A 26,785-nucleotide genomic window follows, 5' to 3' on the forward strand; every position below is an offset into this window, starting at 1 on the left:
CAGGGACCGGTCGGGCCGGGCCGCTCCGGGCGGGACGGGTCCGGCGGAGCGGCGGCCCCCGCGTCGGCGGCAGCCGGGCCAGGTGCGGTCGGGCCAGGACCCGTCGGGCCAGGATTAGCCAGGCCAGGGGCGGTCGGGTGGGAGGAGGCCGGCCCAGGGGCGGCCGGTTCTGCGCGGTCGAGCCTGGGGAGGAAGGCCGTGTCCTCCTCCTGCCGGCCCCGGTGCCGGCCGTCCCAGCCATCGTCGGGCCTCCGGGTCACCGGGGCACCGTCGCCGCGCGCAGGGCTGTCGAGTCCTCGAACGCCGGCACCGTGACCGTCGAGACGGTCTCCCGGTAGCCCAGCTGGAAGTCGTTGACCGCGCCCTTGAACATCTGCACTCCCTCAGACGCGGCGAGGGCCTGCCGGAGCGCAGCGGGGTCGCCGATTGCAACGATCTTGAATGGAGGGGAGTACACCCGCCCATGGAGCAGCAGGGTGTTACCTACGCAGCGTACCGCGCTGGTGGCGAGGACGCGGACGTTCATGATTGACATCGCCTCCGCGCCGCCGGCCCAGAGCGCGTTCACCACGGCCTGCACGTCCTGCTGGTGGACGACCAGGTCGTCGTTGGTGGCACCGTCGGGCAGCTCCTGGTCCGCGCGCCGTACGGCGTCGTTCAGCTCGACCGTGACGCCCGTCCCGGTGAGCGCGGTGAACCCGGCGTCCTGCCGGCTGGCGGCGGCGCGGTCCCGCTGCTCCCTGATCGGGCCGTCGGAATCGGCCAGGGTCGCCGTCTCCTCCTCGACCTCGGCCCGGAGCTGGGCGGCCCGGCGCTCGCTCGCGGCGACCTGCACCCGGCGGTCCTCGATGAGCTGGGTGAGCTGGGGTCGGCGGTCCTCGCGCAGCGCGGTGCCGCCGGCGGTCGTCGCGGTGGTGGTGAACAGCAGCCCGGCCGCGGCGGCGATCAGCGGCACGCCGATCGACCAGCCCGGACGCCGCTGCCGGGGACGCCGGGGCAGGAGGCCGACGACCGCCCGGCGGAGAACCTTCTGCCAGGAGGCCGCGCCGGACGTGTACTCCACCGAGCGCTCCTTCCGCGTCGTCTCGTGTCGGCCCGCGACGACGCGGGCCGGTGCGGCGACCCGAACAGTCCCGCCTTTTTCGGTCACTCCGTGCATCGGCCTGACCCCATTCATGGCTTGAACGGGTCATCCGGACTACGCTAGCTGTCGAACATTATTGGCCATGGACCGTCGCCCCCGCGCCCGGTTGTCAGGCCGGACGAGGTCGTCACCCCTCTGGAGAGCGTCGTGCCCAAGTCTCAGGTCCGCAAGAAGAAGGTGTACACCCCGCCGACGGACGTGCGTCCGACGGCGACGGCGGCGACGCGCAAGCCTAGCCCGGTCTGGCTGCCGGTCACGGCGGTCGCCCTGATCGTCGCTGGCATCGGCTGGCTGGTGGTCTACTACCTCTCCGAGCAGGAATACCCGGTCATGTCGTGGGGTTACTGGAACCTCGCGGTGGGCTTCGGCGCGATGGTCGCCTCCCTGGTCCTGCTCTCCCGCTGGCGCTGACCCCGCGGGCCCGGCCGTCACCTGCCGGGCCGGAGCCTGACCCCCGGCCTGCCTTCCGGCACGATCCACGCCACCCCGCCGGGCCCCTGCCCGGCGTTTCGGCGGCGCGCACCCTATGGTGTCCGCAGGGCGGCGCGGCTCAGCTGCGAGATGACTCACGTTACTGTCGGGTAACTCTCGCGTAGGCTGCACTGCATGACCGAGCGGAGCGAGGTCATCGACCGGTCCGGTCGGGGTGCGACGAAGGCGCTGCGCCGGTCGCGCCCCTGACCCGGCCCGGCCGCCGAGCCGCTCGACAGGCAGCAGACCGGGAGGCCAACTCGATGGGCAGCGTCCAGATCGTCACCACGATCCTCGCGGCCGCCATCACCGCCGTGGCGGTGTGGCTTGCGGTACGCGCGGTCATGAAGATCCTGGCAGTCGTCCGGTTGGGCCAGCCCGCCCCGGAGCGGTTCGCCGACCGGGGCACCCGCACGAAGACGATGCTGGCCGAGACCGCCGGCCACACCAGGATGCTCCGCTGGAGCGTGGTCGGCGCCGCGCACTGGTTCGTCATGGTCGGCTTCATCGTGCTGTCGCTGCTGGTCCTGGAGGCATACTTCGAGGTCGTCTCCCCGACCGGCGGCCTGCCGCTGATCGGCGGCCTGGCGGTCTACGGCCTGGTCACCGAGCTGATCGCGGTGCTCGGCACGGTCGGCATCCTGGTCCTGATCGCGATCCGGGTCCGCAACCGGCCCTCCCGGCCGGGCGGGCGCTCCCGGTTCACCGGCTCGACCATGTGGCAGGGCTACTTCGTCGAGGCCGTGGTCCTCGCCGTGCTGATCATGGGCTTCGTGATCCGGGGCTTCAAGGTGGCCACCGACCACTTCGAGTACCCGCTGTGGGCCACCCCGGTCAGCCACGCCGTCGGCGCGCTGCTGCCCGACTGGTCGGCCGGCGTCAGCATCGCCGCCCTCATCAAGATCGCCATCTCGATGACCTGGCTGATCGTCATCGCGCTCAACGTCACGATGGGCGTCGCCTGGCACCGGTTCCTCGCCTTCTTCAACATCTTCTTCAAGCGCGACCCGGGCCGGGCCGGCTCCGGCCTCGGCGCGCTGCGGCCCATGATGAGCCAGGGCAAGCCCCTCGACTTCGAGGAGGCCGACCCGGAGAAAGACCAGTTCGGCGTCGCCCAGGTCGAGCAGTTCACCTGGAAGGGCCTGCTCGACTTCAGCACCTGCACGGAGTGCGGGCGGTGCCAGTCGCAGTGCCCGGCCTGGAACACCGGCAAGCCGCTGTCGCCGAAGCTGCTCGTGCTCAGCCTGCGCGACCACGCGTACGCCAAGGCCCCGTACCTGCTGGCCGGCGGCGGCAAGGACCTCACCGGCGAGGAGAAGGCCACCGCCGCCCAGCTCGCCCACGTGGACGTGCTGGCGCTCGCCGAGGCCGAGAAGCCGCTGATCGGCGGCGCCGAGGACGGCGGCATCATCGACCCGGACGTGCTCTGGTCCTGCACCACCTGCGGCGCGTGCGTCGAGCAGTGCCCCGTCGACATCGAGCACGTCGACCACATCGTCGACATGCGCCGCTACCAGGTGCTGATCGAGTCGAGCTTCCCGTCCGAGGCCGGCGTCATGCTGCGCAACCTGGAGAACAAGGGCAACCCCTGGGGCGCACCGCAGAACACCCGCGAGGACTGGACCAAGGGGCTCGGCTTCGAGGTGCCGCGCGTCGGCGAGGTCGACGACTTCGAATACCTGTTCTGGGTCGGCTGCGCCGGAGCGTTCGAGGACCGGGCCAAGAAGACCACCCGGGCGGTCGCGACCCTGCTCAACGAGGCCGGCGTCTCCTTCGCCATCCTCGGTGAGGGCGAGACCTGCACCGGCGACCCGGCCCGCCGGATCGGCAACGAGTTCGTCTTCCAGATGCTCGCCCAGCAGAACGTCGAGACGCTGAACGAGGCGTTCGACGGCCGGGAGAAGAGCAAGCGCAAGATCGTCGCGACCTGCCCGCACTGCTTCAACACCCTCGGCAACGAGTACGGGCAGCTCGGCGGCGAGTTCGAGGTGGTGCACCACACCCAGCTCCTGGCCCACCTGGTCAGCGCCGGCAAGCTCACCCCGGTGCAGCCGGTCGACGGCGGCGTCACCTACCACGACCCCTGCTACCTGGGACGGCACAACCGGGTCTTCGCCGCCCCGCGCGAGGTCCTCGGCGATTCCGTCCAGGGCGAGATCGTCGAGATGCCGCGCAACAGCGAGCGCTCCTTCTGCTGCGGCGCCGGCGGCGCCCGGATGTGGATGGAGGAGAAGATCGGCAAGCGGATCAACGTGGACCGGGTCGAGGAGGCCATGTCCACCGGGGCGAGGACCATCGCGGTCGGCTGCCCGTTCTGCTCGACGATGCTCAACGACGGCGTCAACGGCAAGGGGGCCGGTGAGCAGGTCGAGGTCGTCGACGTCGCCAGCGTGCTGCTCCGCTCGCTCAAGCCGGCCGACGCCGCCGGCGAGAAGGAGACCGCCACCTCCGGCAGCTGACCCGACGAGGCCGGTGCCGCGCGTAGTGATGTGCGGCCCGGCCCGTCGTGGAACAATCCTGCCGAGGTGAACCGATCATCGACAGTCTTCTGGTTGCCACGGTGTTGCCCCTGGTCGGCTTCGTGCTGCTGACCGCGGGCAACGCGTTCTTCGTAGCGGCCGAGTTCGCCCTGGTCACGGTGGACCGGCCGGAGATCGACCGACGGGCCGCCGCCGGCGACGGCGCGGCCAGGACGGTCCGCCGCGCGCTGCACGAGCTGTCCTTCCAGCTCTCCGGGGCCCAGCTCGGCATCACCATCACCGCCCTGCTCACCGGATACCTGGCCGAGCCGGCCCTGGCCCGGCTGTTCGCCCCGGCGCTGCACCCGCTGGGGCCGGCGGCCGACCGGTTCACCCCGTTCCTCGCCCTGGCCCTGGCGACCCTGCTGTCCATGCTCTTCGGCGAGCTGGTGCCGAAGAACCTGGCGCTGGCCCGGCCGATGCCCGCCGCGCTGGCCACCGCCCGGGGGATGCGCGGCTTCTCCCGGACGTTCGGGTGGCTGATCCGGGGGCTGAACAACTCGGCGAACACGCTGGTCCGCCGGCTCGGGGTGGAACCGCAGGAGGAGCTGGCCAGCGCCCGGTCTCCCGAGGAGTTGGGCCTGCTGGCCGCGATCTCGGCCCGCGCCGGCGCGCTCCCGCCGGACACCGCGATGCTGCTGCGGCGCACCATCCGCTTCGGCGACAAGCGGGCGGCCGAGGCGATGACCCCCAGGGTGGACGTGATCGCGCTGCGCGCCACGGCGAGCGTCGCCGAGCTGCTGACCCTCGCCCAGCACACCGGCCGGACCAGGTTCCCCGTCTTCGAGGAGACCCTCGACCTGGTCACCGGCGTCGCGGCGGTGCCGGACGCGCTGGGCGTACCGCTGGCGAACCGGGCCCGGACGACCGTCGCGTCGGTCGCCCGCGAGCCCGTGTACGTGCCGGAGAGCCTCGACCTCGACGGCGTCCTGGCCGCCCTCAAGGCGGCCGGCGCGGACCTGGCCATCGTCGTCGACGAGTACGGCGGCACCGACGGCGTGGTGACCGTGGAGGACCTGGTGGAGGAGCTGGTCGGGGAGATCGCCGACGAGTTCGACCCGGACGCGGTCGACGACGTCGGGCCGGTCGAGCTGACCGTGCCGGGCGGCGAGCGGACCGTCCTGGTCGACGGGGTGCTCCGCGAGGACGAGCTGGTCGAGCAGACCGGCTTCCGGCTCCCCGAGGGCCCCTACGAGACGCTCGGCGGCTTCCTGATGGCCCGGCTCGGGCACATCCCGGTGGCCGGCGAGACGGTCGAGGAGGGCGGGTACGAGTTCATCGTGGTCGAGGTGGAGCGGCACCGGATCGAGCAGGTGCGGGTGCTGCGCCCGGAGGAGCCCGGGGACGATGCCTGAACTGCTGGTCACCGTGCTGCTGCTGCTCGGCAACGCGTTCTTCGTCGGCAGCGAGTTCGCGCTGATCGCCTCCCGGCGGACGGTGATCGAACCCCTGGCGGCCGGCTCGAAGCGGGCCCGCTGGGCACTGTCGGCGATGAACCAGATCCCGCTGATGATCGCCGGGGCGCAGCTCGGCATCACCATCTGCTCGCTGGGCCTCGGCGCGATCGCCGAACCGGCGCTGGCCCACCTGATCGAGCCGCTGTTCCACGCGCTGGGCCTGCCCGACGGTGCCGTGCACCCGGTGGCGTTCCTGATCGCCCTCGGCGTGGTGGTCTTCCTGCACACCGTGGTCGGCGAGATGGTGCCGAAGAACATCACCCTGGCGGGGCCGGAGCCGTCGGCGCTCTGGCTGGGGCCGGCGATGCTGGCGTTCTGCACGGCGACCAAGCCGCTGCTGCTGGCCATGAAGTGGGCGTCGCGGCAGGTGCTGCGGATCTGGCGGGTCGAGGCGACGGACGCGGTCAAGACGGTGTTCACCGCCGAGGAACTGGCCGGTCTCGTGTCGCAGGCCCGGACGGAGGGGCTGCTCGACGCCGAGGAGCACGCCCGGATCACCGGGGCGCTCGCGCTGCACACCCGCACGGCGGCGGACGCCCTGCAACCCTGGTCGACGGTGACCACAGTGGCCGAGGACGTGTCGCCGGCCTCGCTGGAGGTGCTGGCCACCCGCACCGGCCGGTCTCGCTTCCCGGTGGTGCAGCGCGCCACCCGCCGGGTGCTCGGCTTCGTGCACGTCAAGGACGTCCTCGGGTACGCGGGCGCGGAGCGCCGCGCCCCCGTGCCGGCCGGGGTCTACCACCCGCTGGCCGTGGTGCCGCCGGACCGTACGCTGGCCGACCTGCTGCTGTCGATGCGCCGCGAGCGGCGGCACATGGTGCTGGTGAGCGACGGCCGCCGCCCGCTCGGGGTGGTGACGCTCGACGACGTGCTGACGGCCATCGTCGGCTGACGGACCGGCCGCCACGGTGCCCGTCTTCTCCGTCGTCGCCGCGCGGCCCACACCCGTTGTGCAGGAAGGGTTTGCGGGGCGTCACGGTGTGCCGACCCGCCTTGATTCCTCGCGCGGGACTCCCCTAATGTGAGGCGCTGACCGCTGTGGTCGTCTGCCTCGATCTTCCCTCTCGCGAGGCGCCCGGCGGTCGGTTGCGAAGGAGTCGGTGCCGGTGGCAACCATGCCCCCTCATCGTCATGCCCCGGAACGGTCAACCGCTCGCCCGGGTGGTGCCCGCCGTTTCGCACGCCGCCTGCTCACCTTGGTCGCGGCGGTCGCCGTCGGCGCCGGGACACTAACCGCGCCCGCGTACGCCGAGCCGTCGGTGGACGAGATCGAGGCGCAGATCGACAAGCAGTGGGAGCAGCTTGAGCCCACCATCGAGCAGTACAACAAGGTCCGCGCCCAGCTCAAGGTGAACCGCGAGAAGGCGGCGGAGGTGCAGAAGAAGATCGAGCCGCTGGCGCTTGAGACAGAGCTGGCGATGAACCGCGTCGGCGACCTCGCCTCCCGCTACTACATCTCCGGCCCGTCGCAGGACATCGGCGCGCTGCTGGTCAGCACCAAGCCGGGCACCCTCGCCGAGCAGCTGACCATCCTGGACCGGCTGGCCGCGCAGGAGCGCAAGCAGGTCGAGGGCGTGCTCGCCGTCCGGGCGAAGTACGACACCGAGAAGCAGAAGCTCGACACGCTCATCGTCTCCCAGGAGAAGCAGACCAAGGAACTGGCGGCGAAGAAGACCAAGATCAACGGTGAGATCAAGCGGCTCCAGGCGTCGATGCCGAAGACCGTGGTGTCCACCGAAGGCTGCCCGACGGTCACCGGCGTGGTCAGCGCCGCTGCCCGCACCGCCATCAAGACCGCCTGCGCCCAGGTCGGCGACCCGTACGTCTGGGGTGCCACCGGCCCGAACTCGTTCGACTGCTCCGGCCTGACCCAGTTCGCCTACAAGGCGGCCGGGATCCACCTGACCCACTTCACCGGCGCCCAGTGGAACGAGGGCCGCGCCATCCCGCGTTCCGAGGCCCGCCCCGGTGACCTGGTGTTCTTCTTCAGCGACCTGCACCACGTCGGCCTCTACATCGGCAACGACAAGATGGTGCACGCGCCCCGCGCCGGCAAGCCGGTCAACGTGAGCAGCATCAACACCATGCCGGTGGCCGGCTTCCGCCGACCCGGCTGACCCGGCCCGGCCCCCGCGAAGGCCGCGCCGCGCAGCACCACCCGAAGGCCCCCGGTCACCCGCCGGGGGCCTTCGGCGTGCGGCGGACATCGACGCCGGCCACGGGCCTGTACGGTGTGTCACGGCCGGTCGGGTTGCGGATCGATGGCGATCGTCTCTACTCTGGCCAATTGTCGGCCGGTAGCTGCACCGCCCAGCCGGGCGGTGACGGTGCGACACCGCCGAGTCGCCTCCGGGCGAGCCGGGGACCCAGGTACGCCGGGGTGAATCCGCAGCGGCGCTGCGGTAGGGCGCTCTCCCTTCCCGCCCGAACCCGTCAGCTAACCCGGTAGGCGGTAGAGGAAGAAGGAGAACGGAGCCCGGTGGCACTCCATGCCCCGCGGCACCCGTCACGCCGGTCGGCCGACGCCGACCGCATGCCGGCTGCGCCGCGTATCCGCTGGTCACGCTGCACCACCGTCCTCGCCGCCCTCGTCGGCGTCGCCGTCGTCCTGACCGGCGCACCGACCGTGGCCCACGCCGACCCTTCGGTCGCCGAGATCGAGCGGCAGATCGACGAGGACTGGAACAAGCTCGAACCGATCATCGAGCGGCACAACGCCACCCGCCAGGACCTGGCCGCCAAGCGTAAGCAGGCCGACGCGCTCGCCGCGCGGATCGGGCCGCTCCAGCGCCAGGTGGACGAGGCGTTGAAGAAGGTCGGCGGCCTCGCCGCCGAGGCGTACAAGGGCGACAACATCTCGGTGGTCAACGCCCTGCTGGGCAGCCGCACGCCGAGCCAGATGATGGGGCAGCTGGAGCTGCTCGACCGGTTCGCCCAGCGCCAGCAGCACGACGTCCAGGCGGTCGTCGACCTCCGCGACGAGCTGGCCGCGAAGAAGCAGCCCCTCGACGAGATGGTCGCCCAGCTCACCCGCACCGAGGCCCAGCTCGCCGCGAAGAAGAAGCAGATCAACGCCGAGATCGACCGCCTGCAGAAGCTGCGGCTGAAGGTGTACGGCAACGGAGGCGGCGGCCCGCTGAAGCCCGCCCCCTGCCCGGCGTCCTACCCGGGTGGCGGCGCGGGGACGGCGGTGAAGTTCGCCTGCGCCCAGATCGGCAAGCCCTACGTCTGGGGCGCCGAGGGCCCGAACTCGTACGACTGCTCAGGGCTGATGCTGGCCGCCTGGGCGAAGGCCGGCGTCTCGCTGCCGCACAACGCGGCCCAGCAGCGGTCGGTGACCGCCAAGGTCAGCCGCGCCGACCTGCGCCCCGGCGACCTGGTCTTCTACTACTCCGACCTGCACCACGTCGGCATGTACGTGGGCGGGGGCTGGGTGGTGCACGCCTCCCGGGCCGGCGTCCCGGTGAAGATGAAGCGCGTCGACGACGGCCCGATCCACAGCTTCGGCCGCCCCGCCTGAGGTGCAAGGAGGGGCCCCTTCTTAACGCATACGGTCGAGAAGGGGCCCCTTCTCACACCCCTCGGGCGGGAGGACGGCGGAGGGCGGCGCAGCGCGCCGCATCGTGCCGCAGGAGGAGCGGTACGTCAGGGGGCGGGGGTCAGCGGGGCGGCCAGGTGCGCCAGTTCTGCCACGAGCGGCTCGGGGTCGGGCCGCGCTGACCCTGGTAGCGCGAGCCGTAGACCGCCGAGCCGTACGGGTGCTCGGCCGGCGACGACAGCCGGAAGATGCACAGCTGGCCGATCTTCATGCCCGGCCACAGCGTGATCGGCAGGTTCGCCACGTTGGACAGCTCCAGCGTGACGTGGCCGGTGAAGCCCGGGTCGATGAAGCCGGCCGTGGAGTGGGTGAGCAACCCGAGCCGGCCCAGGCTCGACTTCCCCTCCAGCCGGCCGGCGAGCTGGTCGCCGAGCGAGATCACCTCCAGCGTGGAGGCGAGCACGAACTCGCCGGGGTGCAGCACGAACGGCTCGCCGTCGGGCACCTCGATCATGGAGGTCAGGTCGTCCTGCTGCACCGACGGGTCGATGTGCGTGTAGAGGTGGTTGTTGAAGACCCGGAAGAGCTTGTCGAGGCGTACGTCGATGCTCGACGGCTGCACCAGGGTCGGCTCGAACGGCTCCAGCGCGAGCGTGCCGGCCTTCAGCTCGGCGACGAGGTCGCGGTCGGAGAGCAGCATCGCAACACCATAGCGAGGTGGGTCAGCGGGACCGGTCAGCGGGGCTGCTCAGCGGGCCTGCGAATCGGGTGCCCGACCCGCGCGTCGCGCTTCGCGTGTCGTACAAGTGTTCGATAGAATGCCGGCATGGCTTCCTGGTCCGAATTCGCCGCTGACGAGCCACGACTCGCCGACGGGATCCGTCATCTCATGCAGCAGTACGGGCCGGGCTTCGGCTACCTGGCCACCGTCCGCGCCGACGGCGGCCCTCGGGTGCACCCGGTGTCCCCGGTGATCACCGACGAGGGGCTCTTCTGCTTCGTCGTCGACTCGCCGAAGCGGCGCGACCTCGAACGCGACGGCCGCTACGCGCTGCACTCCTTCCCGCCGGAGGACAGCGACGACGAGGCGTACGTGGCCGGGCACGCCAGGCCGGTGACCGACCAGGCCCGGGTGGCCCGGCTCGCCGAGATCGGGCGGGCCGCGCCGCAGGTGGACTGGCGGCTCTTCGAGTTCACCGTCGACGTGGCGATGCTGGCCCGGCGCGGCGACGCCGGCACCGTGCGCCCGGGTGAGGCGACCGGTCGGCCGGCCGTGCAGGTCTGGCTCGACCCCGGTGCCGCTGGCGCCGCGGCCACCACCACCGACGCCGCGAGCACCGCCCCGGGCGGGGGCGCGGTGGGCGTACCGGATCGGCGGTCGGCCCTCGACGGGCGCGGCGCCCATCGCGCGGCGGCCTGACCCCCACAGACGCCGGTGCCGGCCCGTCGGGAGACGGAGCCGGCACCGGAACGATCAGCGGCAGTGGTGCGTCAGGCCGCGCGGTACGCGTTCCACGCGGTCAGCATCCGCTCCGCCTGGCCGGCGGTGAACTGGTACATGCACGTGTCGTAGGTGTAGTCCATGAAGTTGGTGATCGGGTCCAGGCCGGTCGCGGTGCAGGTGTCCCGCCCGGTCGGGCACTGGTACGCCGGCTCGGCCTCGGCCGGGGTGTCGCTCACGCCGTCGCCGGAGGCCCGGCAGCCGCCCTGGAAGGTGTGGTAGAGGTTCAGCCAGTGGCCGACCTCGTGGGTGCCGGTGTCACCCTGGTTGTAGTTGGTGGCGGTGCCGCCCGGCAGCGACTCGGTCAGCACGACGACGCCGTCCATGCTGTCCAGCCGGCGCTTCGGGAAGGTGGCCCAGCCGAGCAGGTCGTCGCTCAGCTCGCCGAGGTAGATGTTGAGCGTGTTCTTGCCGCCCTCGCGCAGCGAGGTCTTCATCGAGCGCTCGGCCGAGGAGCCCTGCACGATCGGGAACCACGCCGGGTTGGTGACCCGGTTGATCTTCTGGAGCTGGAAGCTGAAGGCGGTGGCCGCGCCGCCGGTGCCGCCGCTGTAAGCCTCGTTCAACACGCTGATCTGCGAGTTGATCATCGAGTCCGGGATGTTGCCGCCGGCCCGGGTGCCGTCCTCCTGGATGACGTGCACGACGACCGGGATGGTCACGGCGGCGAGCGCGGCGGCGCCGGCACCGGCCCGGAAGTTGGCCCGCTCGCGCAGGGCGGCGGCGAGGTCGGCCTCCCGCTCGCGGGTCTCCTTGGCGGTCAGTTCGTTCGGCTCGTGCTTGGCGTGCGCGCCGGCCTTCACCCGGGCGTCCGAGTGGACGTCGGCCGGCTCGGCGCACGCCTCGGTCGGGGCGGCGGAGAAGGCCGAAGCGGCCGGGACGACACCCACGGCGGCGGTGCTGAGCAGGAGCGCGAGGGTCGTCGACGCGACGCCGGCGGTGCGCCGGGTCAGCAGGTTGGGACGGAGTCCCATGGGCCCACCTCTTTCTGGCGGCGCGACAGGGGGTGTGTCGCGCCGTGGCTTGAACGTGCGGGAGACGTTACAACCCATCGAGGCATTTGAGAATGGGCATATGTTGCGGCGATGAAAATCCCGCGTACCGACGATGGCCTGCGGATCTTGGTCGGCCGGGTGTCGGCGTGATCGGGACGATGGGGCGCGCGAGGGGTGCCTGGGTGCACGCGTCGACGGTGTCGGGTACAGTGGGTCCGCCTGCGGGTGTAGTTCAATGGCAGAACATCAGCTTCCCAAGCTGACAGTGCGGGTTCGATTCCCGTCACCCGCTCCACGCACGAAGGCCCTGGTCAGGACAGATGTCCCGCCAGGGCTTCCGTGGTTCTAGGTCATGCTGAAACAGGGATGGGCCATTAGCGGGCCATTAGCTCGCCTCGGCGGCCGGTCCGTCGCCCTCGGCAACCCGCTTGACCTTGCGCTTGCTCGGCTTGCGCCGGGCCGCCTTGACCGCCTTGTCGATCGCGTCGGCGATGCCCTGGTCGGCCTCCCGGTTGGCGTGCTGGTAGATCAGCGCGGCACGCGGGCTGTCGTGCCCCATCCGCGCCATGATGTCGCGCAGGCTCGCCCCTGGTGCCCGCGACGCGAGGGTGTTGCCGGTGTGCCGCAGGTCGTGGAAGTGCAGACCGGGAACACCCACGGCAGCGACCGCCTCGGGCCACTTGACCAGCTTGTTGAAGTTGCCGCGCCAGAGGTTCCGGCCGCTCTCACCGGTGAACACGAACGCCTCGGGTGCCTCGCCGACATAGCTGCCCATGTGCTGTTTCAGCACAGGCAGTGCCGCCTTCGGCAGGGCAACGGTCCGCACACCCGCCCGCGACTTCGGCGGGCCGAGGATCAGACCGGTTCCCCGATGCTCGACGAACGCCTGTCGCACCCGCACCGCGCCGGCCGACAGGTCGACATCGCAGCGTTGCAGGGCGACCGCCTCGCCCCACCGCAGGCACCCGAACGTCGTGACCAGGATCAGCGCCCGAAAGCGTGCCGGCATCCGCTCGGCCAACGCGAAGATCTGCGGGACGGTGAGAACCGGTCGCTCCGCCGGCTTCTCCTGGTCGGCACCGACCACGCGGCACGGGTTGACCCTGATCAGTTCGTCCTCCTTGACGGCGGTCATCAGGACCGCGCGCAGCAGCCGGTACGCCTTGGCGGCCATGGTCACCGACACGCCCTCGGCCAGCAGCAGTGCCCGCCACTCGCGGACCATGGGCGTGTCGATCCGGTTGAGCGGCATGTCGCCGAGATGCGGCGTGATGTGCCTCCCGAGCGTCCAGCGATACAGGTGCACGGTCCGGGGCCGCAGGTTCGGCCGCTCGGCGATCCACCGCTCGGCGTAGTCGCGTAGCCGGATCTTCCCGCGCTCAGGGTCGATCCACTCACCCCGCATCATCTGGGCCTCGACCAGCGACAGGTACTTCTCGGCCTCGGCCTTGCGGGCGAACGTCTGCGGAGCGGAGCGCATCCGCCCGTCCGGGCCGGGGTAGCGAGCCTGGTAGCGGCCGGACTCGCGCTTACGGATGTTGCCGAATCGGCGGTGTCCCTCTCGGTTTGCCATGATCAGGCGACACTCCTCAATCCGCGCCAAACGGTCTCTGCGGTCATCGGCTCGACTCGTCCGGCACGGACGAACGCGGCCAGGTCGGCGGGGTCGATCCGAATCGACCGGCCGAGCCGGTGAAATGCGATCTGCCGTTCAGCAACGGCACGGCGGACGTAGCGCACGCTCATGCCGATGCGGCTTGCGGCTTCTTCGATGGTCAGCAACTCGGCGGGCAGTTCCAGTACTGGCGTGTGGCGGGTGGTCCGCTTGGCCATCGGGCGTGTCCCTTCCGGGCGGTGCGGGATGTATCGGGGCGGTGCGACAAGGCGTTGAGAGCGCCGGTAACGGCCTTTCCGGCGATGCGAGCGAATCGGCGTGGCGTGGCGGGCCGCGTCGGCAGAGAGCCGTGCAGCGGCCCGCTGAGAGGCTCGCTGAGCCAAGATCACGGCTGCCTTGGTGTCTTGGTGTATCTCTGTGCTGAAACACCCGGGTAGATCCCTGTTTCAGCATGTTCGGCGAGATCACTGCCAGAGCCCGGCTGTCCCCGCGCTGTCCCCCTCGTTTCCACAGCTCAGAGCGGGTCGGGGGACACCGGGGACAGGAGGGACACCGGGGACGCGATACCGGCCGCCGGTGTCGGCGGCGAGCTGCCCGTCGGCGAGCATCCGCTGACAGGTGCGCTTGACGTTGTCGTAGGCGAGTCCGACCCCGTCGGCGATGACCTTGGGAGTACTGCCGGGTGCGGCCCGCAGGAAGCGCAGGATCGTCGCGCGGGTCTCGCCGACCTGGTGATCCTCGGCGGGGCCGTCGAGCATCTGCCAGGCACCGGCGGCGGGGTCGAACGTGAGGGCGTACTCGTTCTCATCGACGTCGCGGCCGGTCACGTGCAGCACGCCGTCACCCTGGTTACGCGCCCGCTTGAGTACGAGGGTGGCGTCAGCGGCCCCGGCGAGTCCGTTGGTTCCCGAGACCTCGGTGAGGAAGTCGTCGGATCCGGCCTTACGCACGTGGTGAACCAGGACGAACGCGACGCCGTAGTCGTCTGCGACCTTCTTCGCCCGGCCGACAGCGGCGTAGTCGGCATCGTAGGCGGACGCGCCGGGGGCGGAGTGGCCGCGCAGCTTGGCGAACACGTCGATGATGACCATGCGGGCGTTCGGGTTGCGGTCGAGCCACGCGGCGATGGCCTGGTCGCCACCCTGCGGCAGCGGCGGGCACTCGGTGGCGAGGGTGAGTCCGGCCGGGGCCTTGCGCTGGCCGAGGACCTTGCCGAGCCGGTTTTGCAGGCGGCGGGCGGTGTCTTCCAGGGCGAGGTACAGCACCGGGCCGGGCTCGACCGGGATCGCGCCGAACGCCTTGCCGCCAAGGGCGACGTCGAGGCCGAGGCCGAGCGACATCCACGACTTGCCGACCTTGGGCGGGCCGCAGAGCAGGTTTACGCCCTCGGACAGCACACCGGGCACGGCCCACTTGGGCGGGGCGAACTCCATCGCCATGATGTCGGCGGCAGTCCACGACGTGCGGATCCGGGCGGGCCGCGCCTGCGTGGGCGACAGAACCTCGGCGGCGTCCTCTGGCCCAGCGACGTGCAGTTTCGGGCGGTCCGGCCGTTCGGCCGGGATCGGACCAGTCATGCCGCGCTCCTGTCCGCGCCGATGCCCGGCGCAACTTGGGTTGTCGTGCCGCGCGCCAGCTCGGCGAGGGCTGCCATCTGCGGGCCGATGCCCCGCGCGGTGTCGAGCGGCCGCGCGGCGTGCGGCCAGATCGCGGAAACGGCGTCGGCGTAGTCGCGTCCGGCGAGCACCGTGACGGTGCCGGCCGAGTCGATGCCGAGGCGGCGGGCCTGTGCCCGCAGGATCGGCACGGTGACTGCGCCGGTCTGGCCCATGCGCAGCTCGTAGGGCTCGATCCAGGTGTCCGGGGTGATCAGCCCGTGGCGGGCGGACAGAATGAGTAGTCGACCGCCGAGACGGTCGGCGGCCCGTCGACATGCCTGGTGGTAGCTGCCGGTGTACATGCGCCCGGCCGGTGCGGGACGGTCGAGCTTGGCTCCCCCGCAACCGACGATGACCAGCGTCTCGGCGCGGCTGAGCAGCGTCTGACGCATCCGGGTGTTTACCGGGTCGGCGTAAGCCTTGCTGGCGGCCTGTCGGGTGATGCCGAGCGGCCGGGCCACGTCGGCGTAGGACCAGCCCTGGTTGAGGACCAGGTCGACGGCCAGCCACTCGCGCGCCTCACGGGCAGCGACCTCCATGCGGGCGATCGCGGCCAGCGCCTCGGACGGCGTGCGCGCGGCAGTCAGGTCGGCCATGTGCGCGGCGAGGTGCCCGGTCGCGGTGTCGAGCTGGGGCAGCATGTGACAACCGTGGTTGTCGCTGGGCCGGTTCATGCGGCCACCGTCCGGGGGCGGCGGGCACCGGCGGCGAGACCGGAGCGGATCGTACGCAGCGTTTCGAACCGGGTGAGGCCGATCGACAGCGCGGCCTGTTCCAGCAACGCGGCAGCCTGGTCGGCGGGCAGCGCTCCCCCGGCGGCGAGCTGGCCGAGGGCAACCGCGGAGACGTAGAGCATGTGGTTACGCTCGCCCTCGGCGGCGCGCCGAAGCTGGTCGAGCTGCCCGTTGATCGCGGCGTCCAGGTAGGCACCGGACCGTCCGGACGGCAGGTCCACAGCGACCGGGCGTTGAGGCGGCAGCGGTGCGGGTGCGAGGCGTTCGGCGAGCCAGCCGGGAAGGTCGGCGACCGGCAGGTCACGGGCGACCGCGTAGGGGCGGCCCGCGACGGTGCTTCCGGCCGCGACGACGTAGCCACCGTGGGCACGGGTGTCGACCAGCCAGCCGAGACCGTTGCCGCGCTCTCCGGCCGTGTTGCGCAGGGCCGGGCCGTTGGTGGGGTGCCGGAAGTACAGGTGCGCACCGCCCCGGCCCGTGGTCACGGCGTAGGTGTCGTCGGGCACCGGCTGACCAGCGGCCTCGCACAGCGCGGCGAGCACGTCGACCCCGCCCGACGCGGCCGGGTACGGGCAACCGGGCGGCGGGACCTGGTCGGGCTTGCGGACGTCCAGGTCGACGACGACCAGCCCGGACGGGCCGCAGGCGATGCCGACGCCGTACGGGATCTCCGCCCAGCCGCGCCGGATCCGGTCGGGGTCGAGGGTCGCGCGGGCCTCCCAGCCGGTGTGCCCGTTGCGGCAGCGCGGGTCCCGGGCGGCGCAGGCGTCGGCGGCGTGGTCGGGAAACGCGGGCCGCTTGTCGTTCGGCCGCAGGGGGAAGACGTGCCAGCCACGCGCGGCGGCGGCGAGAGCCACGTCGCCCAAGGATTCGTTGTCGAGCATGGGTTTCGGCCTCCTGATATCGGGTGCGGACGGGTGTTTGCGCTGGTAGTTCTCGCTGGCGCAGGCAGCGCAGTAGCGGGCCTTCTCCCACCGGGCGACCTGCAACGGCTGACCGGACACGGTGTCGTCGGCCGCGACGGTCCGGTCACAGATGTGCGGGTAGGGCAGGTCGGCCGGCACGAGGCGGCCGAGAGCCTTGCTCGCGCCGATCCAATGCCCGCCCGTCATCGGCCCGGCCGCGCGTCGTAGCAGGTCAGGCACTCGCCGAGCGAGCGCGGAATGTAGTAGTCGCGCAGCTCGCCGCAGGCCGGGCAGATGCGGCGGGCACGCAGCGCGGCCGAGATCGCGCGCTGCTGCGCCGGGCTGGCGGTGCGCTTCGGCCGGGCGAGGTCGAGCCGGTACAGGTACGCGGCCCGGGTGCCGCCGACGCCCCGCCAGAGGATCTGAGCAGCGACCGGCTGACCGCCCGGCCGCAAGCCGCGCGTCCGGAGCTGCCTGCGGGTGGCATAACCGGCCGGCGCGCCGCCCCACCAGAACGTAGGAATGCCGTACCGGGTGCCCTCGGGATCCCAGTAGGCGGCACGGAATCGCGACATCAGCCGGCCCTCCTGTCGAGCGCCGGTCGGTCGGCGGCCCGGCCGCGCAGGGCGGCGGGCCGGAGCGCGGCGACGGCGGCCAGCAGTTCGCGGCACAGGTGCAGCGCGAGGCCGAGCTGTCGCCGGGCGGTGTCCTCGGTCCGGCTGAGCGGGACGCGGATGCGGATCTCGGCGTAGTCGACGTCGGCGGCGCGTACGCGGGTGATGACGGCCCGGCCGCCGAGCGGCCCGTCGGCGATGATGTCGGGGGCCTGGTGCAGGGTCACTCCGCAGCGGTGATCGCGGGTGCACCAGGTGGTGTGCGGCGTCTCGGCCCGGGTAAACCGGGCCATGGTCCGGGCCATCAGCGGGTGCCCTTGCCGTGCATCTCGCGCAGGCTGTTGATGATCCGGCGGCCGATGCGCAGGCGGCGTCCGTCGCCGTGGCAGCGGCGGCAGAGGCCGAACGCGCGGCCGAACGGGCTACGGCGGGTGCCGGTGCCGGAACACTTGCGGCAGGCTCCGAACGGCCAGAGCCAGCAGCCGAGCGCGTAACAGAGAGTGGCGATCGTGGCGGCGAGGATCAGCACGCCGATCATGGTGGTTTTGGGGGTTGCGGTCGCGGCAAGGGCAGGCACAGTGAGCCTCCAGAGGCGGTTTCTGGGCGTGAAGGGCTGGCGGCGCAACCCGCGACCGGTCAATGTCTGCGCTGACCAGGCCGGTCGCGGGTTGGGTCGCGGTGACGCGACCGGTCGCGGGTGGGCCGCGACCGGCTACGCGGCCTTGCGGCGGGTGATCGCGGCGTCGATGTCGTCGGCCTTGGCTCCCTTGAGGGCCTTGCCGGACCGCTTGACGTCAACGCTGCGTACACCGAACGACCGGACCTGAGCCGAGATCGACTCGGCGGTCACGTCCGCGTACGCCTCGGGAAGCCGGTCGGCGAGGCGGGCCGCGATCTCTTCCCACTGCGCGCCGGTCTCGCCGCGCTCGATCACGCTGCGAACGTCGGCGAGCACGTCGCGGATCTCGCGGGCGACGTCCTCGCCGGCCGCCATGCCGGACAGCGTGCCGGCCGCCTCGCGCAGCTTCCGCGCGGCGATCAGGATCTTCTCCGCGTCGTCCGCGTCGGCGAGGTACGTGCGAACCGTCGGGGTAGCGTCCGACGCGCCGCGCAGGATGCCGACGCCCTTGTAGCTGGGCAGCAGCGTCGACGAGTCGTAGCCCTCGGAGTTCGCCCCGGCCCCAAGGACCAGGTCGGAGACGTTCCACGACCCGGTGCGCAGGGAAAACCGGACCTGGTGGTTGTCGCGGAAGCTGATGAACTGCGTGGCGACCTGCCCGCCGCCGACCCCGCTGGGCCGCTGGGTGGCATCGACGAACCCGACACCGGCCGTCGGGGCGACCTTGACCAGGTAGACCAACAGAGACGCGATCTCCTTGCTGACGTCGCCCAGGTCGAAGTACTCCTGAAACTCGTCCAGCACGACCAGCCGCACCGGCATCCGGTACTTCGGGTCACGGGCGATCTCGCGGGTCAGCTTGCCCTCGGGGCAGATGTCGACCGGCAGCTTGGACAGCCGCTCGTACCGGTCCTGCACGTCGGCCTTGATCTCGCGCAGCGCTTCAAGCGCGATCTCGGCGGGGTCGCCGTCGCGGGTCATCGCCAGCCCGAACGCGTACCGGTCGGCGACCAACGCGAACTTGCGCCAGTCCGGCTTGCCGCCACCGTCCAGAACCGTCAGCTTCACGTACGGGTCCAGCGCGGCGTACAGGGCCAGCGAGCGGGCCGCGAACGTCTTGCCCTGCCGAGGCTGCGCACCGATCAGGATGCTGTTCCACATCAGGTCGACGCTCACCTTGTTGCCGCGCTCGTCCAGCCCGAACGGGGCCGGCTGCCAGATGTCAGTGGGCTTGCAGCGCAGCAGCGGCGTCCGGCCCGCGCCCTGGGCGAGCGGGTCGCGGTCGGCTACCCACAGCGTGTGCCGCCGGTGCGACGACGGGTCGCGGGTGATGAACACCTGCGACACCGCGACGTCCAGACCCGAGGCGATCGCGCCGCGCGCCTTGACCGCGTCGTCGAACGTCTTGCCGTACGGCAGATCGATCGACACCTGCGAGCCGGTGCCCGAGGCGTCACGGGCCATGGTCGAGCCGAACCCGATCTGCTGGTGCGCCTTGTCCGGGTGCCCGAGACCAGCGGCGTAGTACGCGCGCAGGATGATGTCCGGGTTCACCCGGCGGAAGCGACCCGAGACGGTGGCCGGGGTGATGATGCGCCGGTCCTCCGGGCGGCCGATGTGCGCCAGGAACGCGACCAGCAGGCAAGCGGTCAGCACCAGTGCCCACACCGGGGCGACGGCGTAGAGCACCGGGCCGCCGACGCACACCGCGACGGCCTCGGCGGCGAGCACGATGCCGCGCCACATGCGGGTGGCCTTGACCTCCCGGTGCAGCTTGAGCCACATCGCGGGGTCGTTGGCGTCGGCGGCGGCCTGCCGCAGCCCGTACTGCTCCGACACCCACCACCACTTGAGCTGCCGACCGATCAGCCGGAACGTGCCGACACCGGCCCAGAACGTAGCGAGGGTGACGTACTGAGGCGCGCGAACCGCGTGAAAGCCGGCACGGTAGCCGGTCAGGGCAGCGGCCTGCCCGAGGCTGTGCCGGATGTTCGGCCACGTCGACCAGTTGGCCGGCACGATCGGCCGCTTGCCCGAGGCGTCGACCGGCGGCGGCTCGACCGGCATCCCGCCACGCTGCGGCATCTCGTCGAGGTTGACCTCGAAGTGCGTGCCCGACTCGGCGGCCCGGCGGGCGCGCTTGGCGTCCAGGTCGACGACCTCGGCGTCAGGGCCGGCGGTCACGTCGGCTTCGGCGGCCTGCCAGTCGAACCGGTCGTCATCGTGGGGAGACGTCATGATGGTGTTTCCTCCGTGGTCGGTTGTCGATTCGGGGAGGGCCGGCGGCGCGGCCGGGTTGTCGAGGCCGTGGGCCGCGCCGCCGGGTGGGGCTACTTGTCGGTTACGCCGCAGCGGCGGCACGGGGGTGGGCGTCAGTGGCGGCCCTTCTTCTTGTCCTTCTTGCCGCTGACGCTGCCGATGGCGACCGCGCCAGAGCCGATCGCGGACTGCCCGGTGACCCGCACCGACCCGGTGCGCACGGTGCCGCCGCCGCTGCGGTCGCTGCGCTCGAAGTTCCAGTGCCCGTCCTGGCAGATGGCCTCGGTGCCGTCGTCGGCGACGGTGACGGACTTCCAGTTGCTGGTGCCGCACTTACGGCAGGTGGTGATCGCCACGGGTTCCTCCTGTGGATGTCGCGGCCAGGGGGTCTGGCTGCCTCCGCGTGCCGCCGGGTGATGGGGCCCGGCGGCCACGGGGGCGGTCAGACCGCGCAGAACAGGGCGGCGACGAACAGCCAGGCGTAGTGCCAGGACTGGTCCAGGGCGTATGCGCCGGTGCCGAGGGAGGGGTTGTCGTCGTGGCCGGGGCGGGGGATGCCGAGGGCGTAGAAGCGGGCGGAGCCGAGGGCGGAGGCGATGCGCTTGAGCGGGGTGCGCCGGTCGGCGATGTAGTGCGTGACCGCCGACACGGCCAGGCCGACGGCGACGCCGGCCGGGTCGAGGCGTAGGCCGGTGCCGGCGATCAGGAACAGCAGCGCCAGGCCGGCAGTAGCCGTGTAGGTGGTGACGTGGGCGGCGCAGGCGATACGCCCGGACCATCCAGGCTGACCCTTGCAGTCGGCCTGATGCTGGGTCTGCACCCAGTGGTCGGCGACCTGGTGGGCGACGTAGAGGGCGACGAACACGGCAGCGAACGTGGCGGCGCGGGTGCCGGTCGGGTCTGCGAACATGGGTGTTCTCTCCTGAGGTCTGGTGACTGATGGGAGGGCCGGTGACGCGGCGCTTGCTTGGCGGCTGGTGGCCGCGTCACCGGGCGAAGTCAGGCAGCGGCGAGGGCGGGCGTTTCAGCAGGTACCGGGGCAGATGGTGACGCATCGGTGACGCGCAGGGCGGCGAGGTGACGCCGTGCGGTCGATACCGAGACACCGGCCTTGGCGGCGATCTCCGAGACCGGCGCGTCGGGCATCTTGGCGGCGGCCTTGGCGACCTTCTCGGCCGACACCGGGCGCGGCGTGACGCGCTTCGCAGGCGTCTTCTTGACCGCCAGAACCGGGGCAGGCTCGGCGGCGGGCAGCTCCGGCCCCCAGATGTCCTCATTGGTGTAGACCGGCTTTGACTCGACCAGGTCGACGGGGGCCGGGGCCGGCTCGCTGACCGCTTCGGCCTCGATCGTGGTCTCGGTGAGTGCGCGAATCCGGCCGCCGATCTCGACCAGGCTGATCGACGCGACCACGATCAGGCCGTCTACGCTGAACGGCAGCAGGTAGGCCGATGAATCGGCCTCGCCGTACCGAACGGCCACGCCCACCATGTGCCAGTACGACACCCACGCTGCGATACCCGCGATGACGGCGGTAGCGCCGAGCCGCACGGCGGACAGGCCGCCACGCCGGGCCGGAATCCGGGAGATCAGTTCGACCGCCAGCAGCAGCGCCACCGGCGACCACGCGGAAATGGCCTGACTGATCACGTTGTCGGCGGCGTGAAGCACGTTGCCCGCCAGCGACGCCGCGATGCCGAGGGCGAATACCGAACGGACACCCCACCCGATGCGCTTGAGGCGCTTGAGGTCCTGAGCCATCACGCGACCGCCTTCCGAGCGGCGGGACGCGCGGCCAGCTCGGCGGCGACACGGGTCACGCGGGCCTCGGCCCGGCGCAGCCGCCGCCAGTCCAGCGGCGACGGACCGCCCTCAGCGGTCAACACTCGGATCTCGGCGTCAACGAGGTCGATCTCTGCGTCGATCAGCGGCATCTCGCGCTCGATCGCGGCAAGGTCGGCGGCAGTAGGACCTTGGAGTTCGGACGGAAGGCGTTTCGTGTGCATCGATGGATTCCTCCGCTGCTCGGTGCGGCCAAAGGAGGCCGATCCGCCCCTGCTGGGCTGTGACCTACGCAACCTAACAACTGATATGGCGGCGAGTCAACTGTTAGGTCTGAGGTTGGCTGTGACCAGGCAAAACGCCCGCAGGCGACCTACCATCTGGTAGGCCGCTGGTAGGCTGTTCGGGTTCCCCGGCCGCCGTGAGATGCGAGGTCCCGAGACATGACGTCCCCTGAACCCCGGCTGACCAGGTCGGAAGCGCTGCATCTGCAAGTGGCGCGCAAGCTGCGAAACGACATCGCGGCCGGAGTGCTCCGAGACGGTGAAACGCTGCCGTCTACCCGAGAGTTGGCTAAACAATGGGATGTAAGCGTCTTCACCATTACCGAGGCAATGCGAGTCCTGGCCGATGAAGGCTTAGTGGTTAGCAAGTCTAGATCCAAGCGTGTAGTGCACGCGCCGGACCAAGGCCGCCGTAATGAGATACGGCTGCCGCAGCCGCAGGTAATCTTTGTTGGCGGTTATGCTGGGAGCGGCAAGACAGAGCTGGGCAGAATTCTCGCTAAGGAGACCGGCTGGCCGATGCTCGATAAGGACACTCTGACGCGACCAGTTGTCGAGGCCGCGTTGGAAATCCTCGGGCTATCGCCGCATGACCGTGAATCCGAGAGGTATCTGACCCTGATCCGACCTAGGGAGTACGAATCCCTAATGGCTGCCGCGCTAGAGAATGTTGGGTGCGGGAATAGTGCCATCGTGACCGCCCCGTTCATTCGTGAGTTCAGCGACGCAACTTGGATCACCCGCACCCGAGCCATGCTTACCGGCCTCAAAGCTGCCACTACGTTGGTGTGGGTTTACTGCGATGCCGACTCGATGAATGGCTATATCAGGCAGCGGGGTGCAGCGAGAGACGGAGCAAAGCTTGCCGACTGGCCGGGTTACGTCGCCAGCATAAATCTTGACTTCCGCCCCCCGGCCCCTCACGTAGTCGTCAACAACTGCACATCAGGCGAACCGCTCCAGAGTCAAGCCGCAGCGCTACTTAAGGCCGTCCTCGGCGGAGAGCAGCCATGACTCCGGGCGTAATCCTCTACGGCCCGCCAGCCGCAGGGAAGGACACCGTTACGCGAGAATTGGTCAAGCTGAGGAGCGACTACGCGCCCTTCCGCCGAATCAAGGTGGGACGTGGTCGCACGGACGGATACCGGATGGCAACGGCTGTGGACGTTGAACGCCTGCGGGCGAATGGCGACATCCTGTGGGAAAACGAGCGCTATGGATCAACGTACGTAGTTGACTATCCAGCGTTATCCAATGATCTTTCGCGGAGTATTCCCGTACTGCATCTAGGGCAACCCGACGGAATCGACGCCGTGTTAGGCGCGTTTCCCTCCGGCTCTTGGATCGTCGTCTACATACGGTCGTCGCGGAGCATTGCAGCAGAAAGGATCGAGGCGCGACAAACCGGTGACACGGCGGAGCGGCTCGCTGTCTGGGATGCCACCCCGCCGATTTGCGCAGACGTTGATATCAATACGGATGCATTGTCCGCCAAGGAAGCTGCTCTGCGCATCGATGAGGCAGTCCGGTTACACGCCGGACCACCCCCCGTGTCCCCGCTGTCCCCGCTGTCCCCCAATAGTGGTTGAGCTGCGAAAACCACGGGGACAAGGTGTGGCTAGCTGTCCCCGCGCTCAGAGGAGCATCCCTCGCTGCCTCGGGAAGCCGGAGTGTCAGTTGTCTGTGGCCTCTGCTTGCTCGACTACGGCTCGCCAATCATCGCAGCCATCGATCTTGCCGGATGTTTGAAGCAGGGTCTTTCGCCAGTGCGCCGCCTGGTTGGGGTCTCGTTCGACTTCCGATCTGATCACGAATAGTTGCAGGCCCGTCACGAGGCAGTGCTCACGCCCGATGCAGTAAGGTAGCATCTGGTCAGGAAAATCGGCTCCCGTACGCTCGTCGAGTGGAAGTTCGCGCCAGGTATTTACAATCAGGATTCCTTTAGGCTTCACTCCGCTTTCCTCGAATGCTCCGGAAACCCATTTTTCAAGCTGTGCGGCGTGCTTCTCCGCGGCACTCTTGGAGACTCCTTTTACTTCGACGACTGCAGTCCCTTCTGGAAAGGACACCTGCCAGTCATCCCGACCCGGCTCGGGCTCGGTTACGGACCCGCCTAGAAGCTCCAAGACCGACCGAACTTCGAGTTCAAGAGACCTTCCCGTGCCAAGATAAAGTTGCTGACGAGCCTCGACGACTTCCTGCTCCTGCTGAAGCTTGGTAAGCTTGTTCCGGGCTGCGGTTATGGCCTTTTCCTGCTTAATCACCGCGTCTCGGGCACGTCGCGAGTCCTTAGTATCGAATCGGGCGGCCCATGCTGGTCTGGCATCTGAGCGAGCCCCGCTGAGGCTTGCAATTGCCTCAATGAGGTCTTTCTGGAAATCCAGCGCTTCGTCGAGCCACCGGTCTTCTTCTTCCTCGGGTCCATCGCCCTCATCGAATTCGACCGCGAAGTTAGGTGCTGGAAGTAGAATGAGATGCCCTCCGCCGTTCGAGCGTTGAATTGATCCAACGACTCGCTCCGTACCTGTGACGTTAGCGATGGATCTGCCGGGCGGGTTCTCGATGAAGGCTTGATAGGTGAGAAACTTCTTGTATTTTCTCAGCAGGGCGACAATTGGGCCGTCGCCCGAAATGGAGATTCTTCTTCCGGCTGCGCCAACTATTTTCGATTCTTTTGGAATTGGTATTGCGCGGAGGAGGTCAAAGTCGGTTAGATGATTCGTGGTCACCCTGTTCCGGCCGGTGCCCGAGTATGTGCGCTTGCCGGTATCTACCCAGCATTTCTGAGGCGGCCGGACGATAACTACTAACGTTCGCCCCGAGTTGATAAACTCTACGAATTCGTTGCGGCGGCGTGTGACATCCCCAACTAGGCTAACTGACCTGTTCTCAGGAACTGAGGGCAGGCCCTGGTACCGCCCGCCATACGAGGGACTCCAGTAGCTTGAGAAACTTGAGCGGGGATCCCAGATGACCAAGTCATGATCAAATGCGCTAAGCCTCGATCCACCGACGCGGTTCGTGATGATCGCGGTTGAATAGCTCTGATATCGGGTGTTTTTGGGGGTACGACGGAATCGCCGATTACGTGATCGGCTTGCTCCGGGCAGGGTTGTGCGGGGGTGGGGCGGGGTTCGTGGCCTGTGGTCGGGCCGCCTGGTTCCGGCCGGTATGCGGTGGTCAGCCGGGTGCGGCGCGAACGGCGGTGAACAGGTTCTCGAATCCGGCTTGCCAGGGCCAGTGCTCGGGTAGGTGCAGGTGGGTGGTGCGGGCCCGGTGCGCGAGGCGGGCGGCGACGGTGATGATCCGGGTCCGGATCGTGGTGGTCCGGGCGGTCGTCCAGGCGCCGGCGGCGAGGTGACCGGCGGCCCGGGTGAGGTTGTGGGCGATGCCGGCGCAGGTCAGCCAGGCGGCGTTGGCGTTGAACCGGCCGGACGGCAGGTGCGCGAGCGGGCCGGCGATCAGGTCGGCGTTGATCTGTTCGATGACCGCGTGCTGGCGGTGCTGGGCTTCGGCCTGCACGAGGGTGAACGGGTTGTCGGTGAACACCGCGTGATATCGGTAGGCCGGCAGGAGTTTTTGCTGGCCCGGGGCTTGAGTGGGGTCGTCGCGGCGGATGCGGCGCACGATCAGCCGGGCGGTCGCCGCGTGGCGGGTGCCGGCGAACGCGGTGTATTCGGTTTCGGCGATCTGCGCGTCGGAGATCCACCGTTGTTCCTGCTCGTCCCAGATGGCCTGCGGATACCGGATGCCGGTCCACTGGTCATCGTCGATGCTGTCGCAGGCCGTGCGGATCTTGGTGTCGATGCGGGTGGTGACCGAGAACCGCACCTGGTGGCGTCGGCAGGTGCTGATGACGGCCTTGGCGTAGAACGCCGAGTCGGCTCGTACGACGATCTCGCCGGTCGCGCCGCAGGCGCGGGCGGTGGTGATGGTCTCGGCGATCATGCTGGCAGCGCCCTTGCTGGAGCCGGTGTCACCCGAGCGCAGCCTCGTGGCGGCGACGACCGGCGCCGTCAGCGGGGTGGACAGTGTCGCGATGAGGGGGTTGTAGCCGCGTAGGTAGACGTTGTAGCCGCCGACCTTGGCGTGACCGAACCCGATGCCCTGCTTCTGTTTGCCGTAGACCCGCCGCAGCATCGAGTCGATGTCCACGAAGCACAGCGTGTCCGCGCCGGCCAGTAGCGGTGTCCGGGCGGCGAGGCCGATCAGGGTGTCGCGGGCGGCGGCCTGCAACTGCCGCACATGCCCGTGGGTGAACGTGCGCAGGAACGACCCGAGCGTCGAGGGTGCGTACACGCTGGTGAACAGTGAGCGCATGCCGCCGTGCCGGGCCACGTCGAGGTCATCGATGCTGTCCGCGCCCGCGATCATCCCGGCCACGATCGTGGCGACCTTGCCGGCCGGATTCGCGCCCTTGTCCGTCGGCAGGCGCACCCGGCCGGCGACCGCGTCGTGCAGACCGGCCTGCTCGGCCAGGCGCATCACCGGCACCAGGCCGGCGCACGACACCAGATTCGCGTCGTCGAACGTCACCGCCGTCACCGGCGCGTCATAGCGTAATCTCACCTGCGAGGTGCCCTCTCGAACCGAGCGATAGAAGCCTGAAGAACTCCTATCCTTCCAGTTCAGAGGGCGCTTTCTATATCCGGGGTCCCCTCGAACCGACCTTCATCGGTGGATCGAGGCT

26 protein-coding genes, 1 tRNA gene and 1 riboswitch are annotated in these 26,785 nt (G+C 70.0%); of the genes, 9 read left to right on the top strand and 18 right to left on the bottom strand.

Features of this window, described 5'->3' with window-relative positions; all coding sequences use genetic code 11:
• Positions 1-256: 256 nt before the first annotated feature.
• Positions 257-1,063 carry a DUF881 domain-containing protein gene (locus GA0070558_RS04780; RefSeq protein WP_077935422.1) on the bottom strand — a complete coding sequence of 269 codons (807 nt, stop codon included), beginning with the start codon at positions 1,061-1,063 and terminating at the stop codon, positions 257-259.
• A gap of 228 nt (positions 1,064-1,291) precedes the next feature.
• Here GA0070558_RS04780 and GA0070558_RS04785 point away from each other — a divergent pair, with 228 nt between their 5' ends.
• The 6 genes from GA0070558_RS04785 to GA0070558_RS04810 all read left to right on the top strand — a co-directional run bounded on the left by GA0070558_RS04785 (position 1,292) and on the right by GA0070558_RS04810 (position 9,111).
• Entirely contained in the window at positions 1,292-1,555 is a 264-nt protein-coding gene (locus GA0070558_RS04785) for a cell division protein CrgA (protein ID WP_043961083.1), read from the top strand.
• A 323-nt stretch (positions 1,556-1,878) separates the two neighbouring features.
• A complete protein-coding gene (locus GA0070558_RS04790) occupies positions 1,879-4,074 on the top strand; it encodes a (Fe-S)-binding protein (RefSeq protein ID WP_091276148.1) in 2,196 nt (731 codons plus the stop codon).
• Positions 4,075-4,178: 104 nt separating this feature from the next.
• On the top strand, positions 4,179-5,489 hold the full coding sequence (locus tag GA0070558_RS04795) for a hemolysin family protein (protein ID WP_091276302.1): 1,311 nt from the start codon (positions 4,179-4,181) through the stop codon (positions 5,487-5,489).
• Complete coding sequence (locus tag GA0070558_RS04800; protein WP_074475666.1) at positions 5,482-6,483, top strand: hemolysin family protein; 1,002 nt, start codon at positions 5,482-5,484, stop codon at positions 6,481-6,483. Before GA0070558_RS04795 ends, GA0070558_RS04800 begins: the two co-directional genes overlap by 8 nt.
• 208 nt (positions 6,484-6,691) lie before the next feature.
• Complete coding sequence (locus tag GA0070558_RS04805) at positions 6,692-7,708, top strand: C40 family peptidase (RefSeq protein ID WP_077935424.1); 1,017 nt, start codon at positions 6,692-6,694, stop codon at positions 7,706-7,708.
• Between the two features lie 209 nt (positions 7,709-7,917).
• Positions 7,918-8,058: riboswitch (cyclic di-AMP (ydaO/yuaA leader) on the top strand.
• A 12-nt stretch (positions 8,059-8,070) separates the two neighbouring features.
• On the top strand, positions 8,071-9,111 hold the full coding sequence (locus GA0070558_RS04810) for a C40 family peptidase (protein ID WP_091276151.1): 1,041 nt from the start codon (positions 8,071-8,073) through the stop codon (positions 9,109-9,111).
• A gap of 139 nt (positions 9,112-9,250) precedes the next feature.
• Here the strand turns inward: GA0070558_RS04810 and dcd are convergent, their stop codons facing one another.
• Entirely contained in the window at positions 9,251-9,829 is a 579-nt protein-coding gene (gene dcd / locus GA0070558_RS04815) for a dCTP deaminase (protein WP_043961089.1), read from the bottom strand.
• A gap of 126 nt (positions 9,830-9,955) precedes the next feature.
• Here dcd and GA0070558_RS04820 point away from each other — a divergent pair, with 126 nt between their 5' ends.
• On the top strand, positions 9,956-10,549 hold the full coding sequence (locus GA0070558_RS04820) for a pyridoxamine 5'-phosphate oxidase family protein (RefSeq protein ID WP_091276153.1): 594 nt from the start codon (positions 9,956-9,958) through the stop codon (positions 10,547-10,549).
• Positions 10,550-10,620: 71 nt separating this feature from the next.
• Here the strand turns inward: GA0070558_RS04820 and GA0070558_RS04825 are convergent, their stop codons facing one another.
• Positions 10,621-11,604 (bottom strand): zinc metalloprotease, encoded by a 984-nt coding sequence (locus GA0070558_RS04825; RefSeq protein WP_091276156.1) that lies wholly within the window; start codon positions 11,602-11,604, stop codon positions 10,621-10,623.
• A gap of 242 nt (positions 11,605-11,846) precedes the next feature.
• Between GA0070558_RS04825 and GA0070558_RS04830 the strand changes: the two genes are divergently transcribed.
• Positions 11,847-11,920, top strand: a tRNA-Gly gene (locus GA0070558_RS04830).
• Between the two features lie 90 nt (positions 11,921-12,010).
• Here the strand turns inward: GA0070558_RS04830 and GA0070558_RS04835 are convergent.
• From GA0070558_RS04835 to GA0070558_RS04895, 13 genes are all read right to left on the bottom strand, one after another.
• Positions 12,011-13,198, bottom strand: coding sequence for a tyrosine-type recombinase/integrase (locus tag GA0070558_RS04835; RefSeq protein WP_091276158.1), 1,188 nt, complete (start codon positions 13,196-13,198; stop codon positions 12,011-12,013).
• Positions 13,199-13,200: 2 nt separating this feature from the next.
• On the bottom strand, positions 13,201-13,458 hold the full coding sequence (locus GA0070558_RS04840; protein ID WP_091276160.1) for a helix-turn-helix domain-containing protein: 258 nt from the start codon (positions 13,456-13,458) through the stop codon (positions 13,201-13,203).
• Between the two features lie 246 nt (positions 13,459-13,704).
• A complete protein-coding gene (locus GA0070558_RS04845; protein WP_176734103.1) occupies positions 13,705-14,817 on the bottom strand; it encodes an AAA family ATPase in 1,113 nt (370 codons plus the stop codon).
• Positions 14,814-15,572, bottom strand: coding sequence for a DUF6884 domain-containing protein (locus GA0070558_RS04850; RefSeq protein WP_141722164.1), 759 nt, complete (start codon positions 15,570-15,572; stop codon positions 14,814-14,816). Before GA0070558_RS04850 ends, GA0070558_RS04845 begins: the two co-directional genes overlap by 4 nt.
• Positions 15,569-16,744 (bottom strand): bifunctional DNA primase/polymerase, encoded by a 1,176-nt coding sequence (locus tag GA0070558_RS04855; RefSeq protein WP_091276166.1) that lies wholly within the window; start codon positions 16,742-16,744, stop codon positions 15,569-15,571. Before GA0070558_RS04855 ends, GA0070558_RS04850 begins: the two co-directional genes overlap by 4 nt.
• Positions 16,741-17,112 (bottom strand): RRQRL motif-containing zinc-binding protein, encoded by a 372-nt coding sequence (locus tag GA0070558_RS04860; RefSeq protein WP_091276169.1) that lies wholly within the window; start codon positions 17,110-17,112, stop codon positions 16,741-16,743. Before GA0070558_RS04860 ends, GA0070558_RS04855 begins: the two co-directional genes overlap by 4 nt.
• Positions 17,112-17,444: a hypothetical protein gene (locus GA0070558_RS04865; protein WP_256091766.1), complete on the bottom strand. Its 333-nt coding sequence runs from the start codon at positions 17,442-17,444 to the stop codon at positions 17,112-17,114. The genes GA0070558_RS04860 and GA0070558_RS04865 overlap by 1 nt, the downstream gene beginning before the upstream one ends.
• Before the next feature lie 11 nt (positions 17,445-17,455).
• Positions 17,456-17,689: a hypothetical protein gene (locus tag GA0070558_RS04870; protein ID WP_256091767.1), complete on the bottom strand. Its 234-nt coding sequence runs from the start codon at positions 17,687-17,689 to the stop codon at positions 17,456-17,458.
• Positions 17,690-17,863: 174 nt separating this feature from the next.
• Positions 17,864-20,008, bottom strand: coding sequence for a cell division protein FtsK (locus GA0070558_RS04875; protein ID WP_091276179.1), 2,145 nt, complete (start codon positions 20,006-20,008; stop codon positions 17,864-17,866).
• Positions 20,009-20,142: 134 nt separating this feature from the next.
• Entirely contained in the window at positions 20,143-20,385 is a 243-nt protein-coding gene (locus GA0070558_RS04880; protein WP_091276181.1) for a hypothetical protein, read from the bottom strand.
• An 86-nt stretch (positions 20,386-20,471) separates the two neighbouring features.
• The gene (locus GA0070558_RS04885) at positions 20,472-20,939 is read right to left on the bottom strand and encodes a DUF3307 domain-containing protein (protein ID WP_091276184.1); all 468 of its coding nucleotides are present in this window, start codon (positions 20,937-20,939) and stop codon (positions 20,472-20,474) included.
• Between the two features lie 89 nt (positions 20,940-21,028).
• Positions 21,029-21,790: a DUF2637 domain-containing protein gene (locus GA0070558_RS04890; RefSeq protein ID WP_091276188.1), complete on the bottom strand. Its 762-nt coding sequence runs from the start codon at positions 21,788-21,790 to the stop codon at positions 21,029-21,031.
• Complete coding sequence (locus GA0070558_RS04895) at positions 21,790-22,035, bottom strand: DUF6284 family protein (protein WP_091276192.1); 246 nt, start codon at positions 22,033-22,035, stop codon at positions 21,790-21,792. The genes GA0070558_RS04890 and GA0070558_RS04895 overlap by 1 nt, the downstream gene beginning before the upstream one ends.
• A 270-nt stretch (positions 22,036-22,305) precedes the next feature.
• Here GA0070558_RS04895 and GA0070558_RS04900 point away from each other — a divergent pair, with 270 nt between their 5' ends.
• The gene (locus GA0070558_RS04900; protein WP_256091768.1) at positions 22,306-23,109 is read left to right on the top strand and encodes a GntR family transcriptional regulator; all 804 of its coding nucleotides are present in this window, start codon (positions 22,306-22,308) and stop codon (positions 23,107-23,109) included.
• Between the two features lie 659 nt (positions 23,110-23,768).
• Here GA0070558_RS04900 and GA0070558_RS32720 read toward each other — a convergent pair.
• A complete protein-coding gene (locus GA0070558_RS32720; protein WP_141722165.1) occupies positions 23,769-24,824 on the bottom strand; it encodes a hypothetical protein in 1,056 nt (351 codons plus the stop codon).
• A 451-nt stretch (positions 24,825-25,275) separates the two neighbouring features.
• On the bottom strand, positions 25,276-26,664 hold the full coding sequence (locus GA0070558_RS04910; protein WP_176734104.1) for an IS1380 family transposase: 1,389 nt from the start codon (positions 26,662-26,664) through the stop codon (positions 25,276-25,278).
• Positions 26,665-26,785: the final 121 nt, after the last annotated feature.

The sequence above is a fragment of the Micromonospora haikouensis genome (genome assembly GCF_900091595.1).
GTDB lineage: Bacteria > Actinomycetota > Actinomycetes > Mycobacteriales > Micromonosporaceae > Micromonospora > Micromonospora haikouensis.

What these genes read in the sequence shown, in the direction of transcription:
- GA0070558_RS04790 (WP_091276148.1), top strand. Translation starts at nt 1,879, where the DNA reads ATGGGCAGCGTCCAGATCGTCACCACGATCCTCGCGGCCGCCATCACC.
- GA0070558_RS04800 (WP_074475666.1), top strand. Translation starts at nt 5,482, where the DNA reads ATGCCTGAACTGCTGGTCACCGTGCTGCTGCTGCTCGGCAACGCGTTC.
- dcd (WP_043961089.1), bottom strand. Translation starts at nt 9,829, where the DNA reads ATGCTGCTCTCCGACCGCGACCTCGTCGCCGAGCTGAAGGCCGGCACG.
- GA0070558_RS04820 (WP_091276153.1), top strand. Translation starts at nt 9,956, where the DNA reads ATGGCTTCCTGGTCCGAATTCGCCGCTGACGAGCCACGACTCGCCGAC.
- GA0070558_RS04825 (WP_091276156.1), bottom strand. Translation starts at nt 11,604, where the DNA reads ATGGGACTCCGTCCCAACCTGCTGACCCGGCGCACCGCCGGCGTCGCG.
- GA0070558_RS04835 (WP_091276158.1), bottom strand. Translation starts at nt 13,198, where the DNA reads ATGGCAAACCGAGAGGGACACCGCCGATTCGGCAACATCCGTAAGCGC.
- GA0070558_RS04840 (WP_091276160.1), bottom strand. Translation starts at nt 13,458, where the DNA reads ATGGCCAAGCGGACCACCCGCCACACGCCAGTACTGGAACTGCCCGCC.
- GA0070558_RS04845 (WP_176734103.1), bottom strand. Translation starts at nt 14,817, where the DNA reads ATGACTGGTCCGATCCCGGCCGAACGGCCGGACCGCCCGAAACTGCAC.
- GA0070558_RS04850 (WP_141722164.1), bottom strand. Translation starts at nt 15,572, where the DNA reads ATGAACCGGCCCAGCGACAACCACGGTTGTCACATGCTGCCCCAGCTC.
- GA0070558_RS04855 (WP_091276166.1), bottom strand. Translation starts at nt 16,744, where the DNA reads ATGACGGGCGGGCATTGGATCGGCGCGAGCAAGGCTCTCGGCCGCCTC.
- GA0070558_RS04860 (WP_091276169.1), bottom strand. Translation starts at nt 17,112, where the DNA reads ATGTCGCGATTCCGTGCCGCCTACTGGGATCCCGAGGGCACCCGGTAC.
- GA0070558_RS04865 (WP_256091766.1), bottom strand. Translation starts at nt 17,444, where the DNA reads ATGGCCCGGTTTACCCGGGCCGAGACGCCGCACACCACCTGGTGCACC.
- GA0070558_RS04870 (WP_256091767.1), bottom strand. Translation starts at nt 17,689, where the DNA reads ATGATCGGCGTGCTGATCCTCGCCGCCACGATCGCCACTCTCTGTTAC.
- GA0070558_RS04875 (WP_091276179.1), bottom strand. Translation starts at nt 20,008, where the DNA reads ATGACGTCTCCCCACGATGACGACCGGTTCGACTGGCAGGCCGCCGAA.
- GA0070558_RS04885 (WP_091276184.1), bottom strand. Translation starts at nt 20,939, where the DNA reads ATGTTCGCAGACCCGACCGGCACCCGCGCCGCCACGTTCGCTGCCGTG.
- GA0070558_RS04890 (WP_091276188.1), bottom strand. Translation starts at nt 21,790, where the DNA reads ATGGCTCAGGACCTCAAGCGCCTCAAGCGCATCGGGTGGGGTGTCCGT.
- GA0070558_RS04895 (WP_091276192.1), bottom strand. Translation starts at nt 22,035, where the DNA reads ATGCACACGAAACGCCTTCCGTCCGAACTCCAAGGTCCTACTGCCGCC.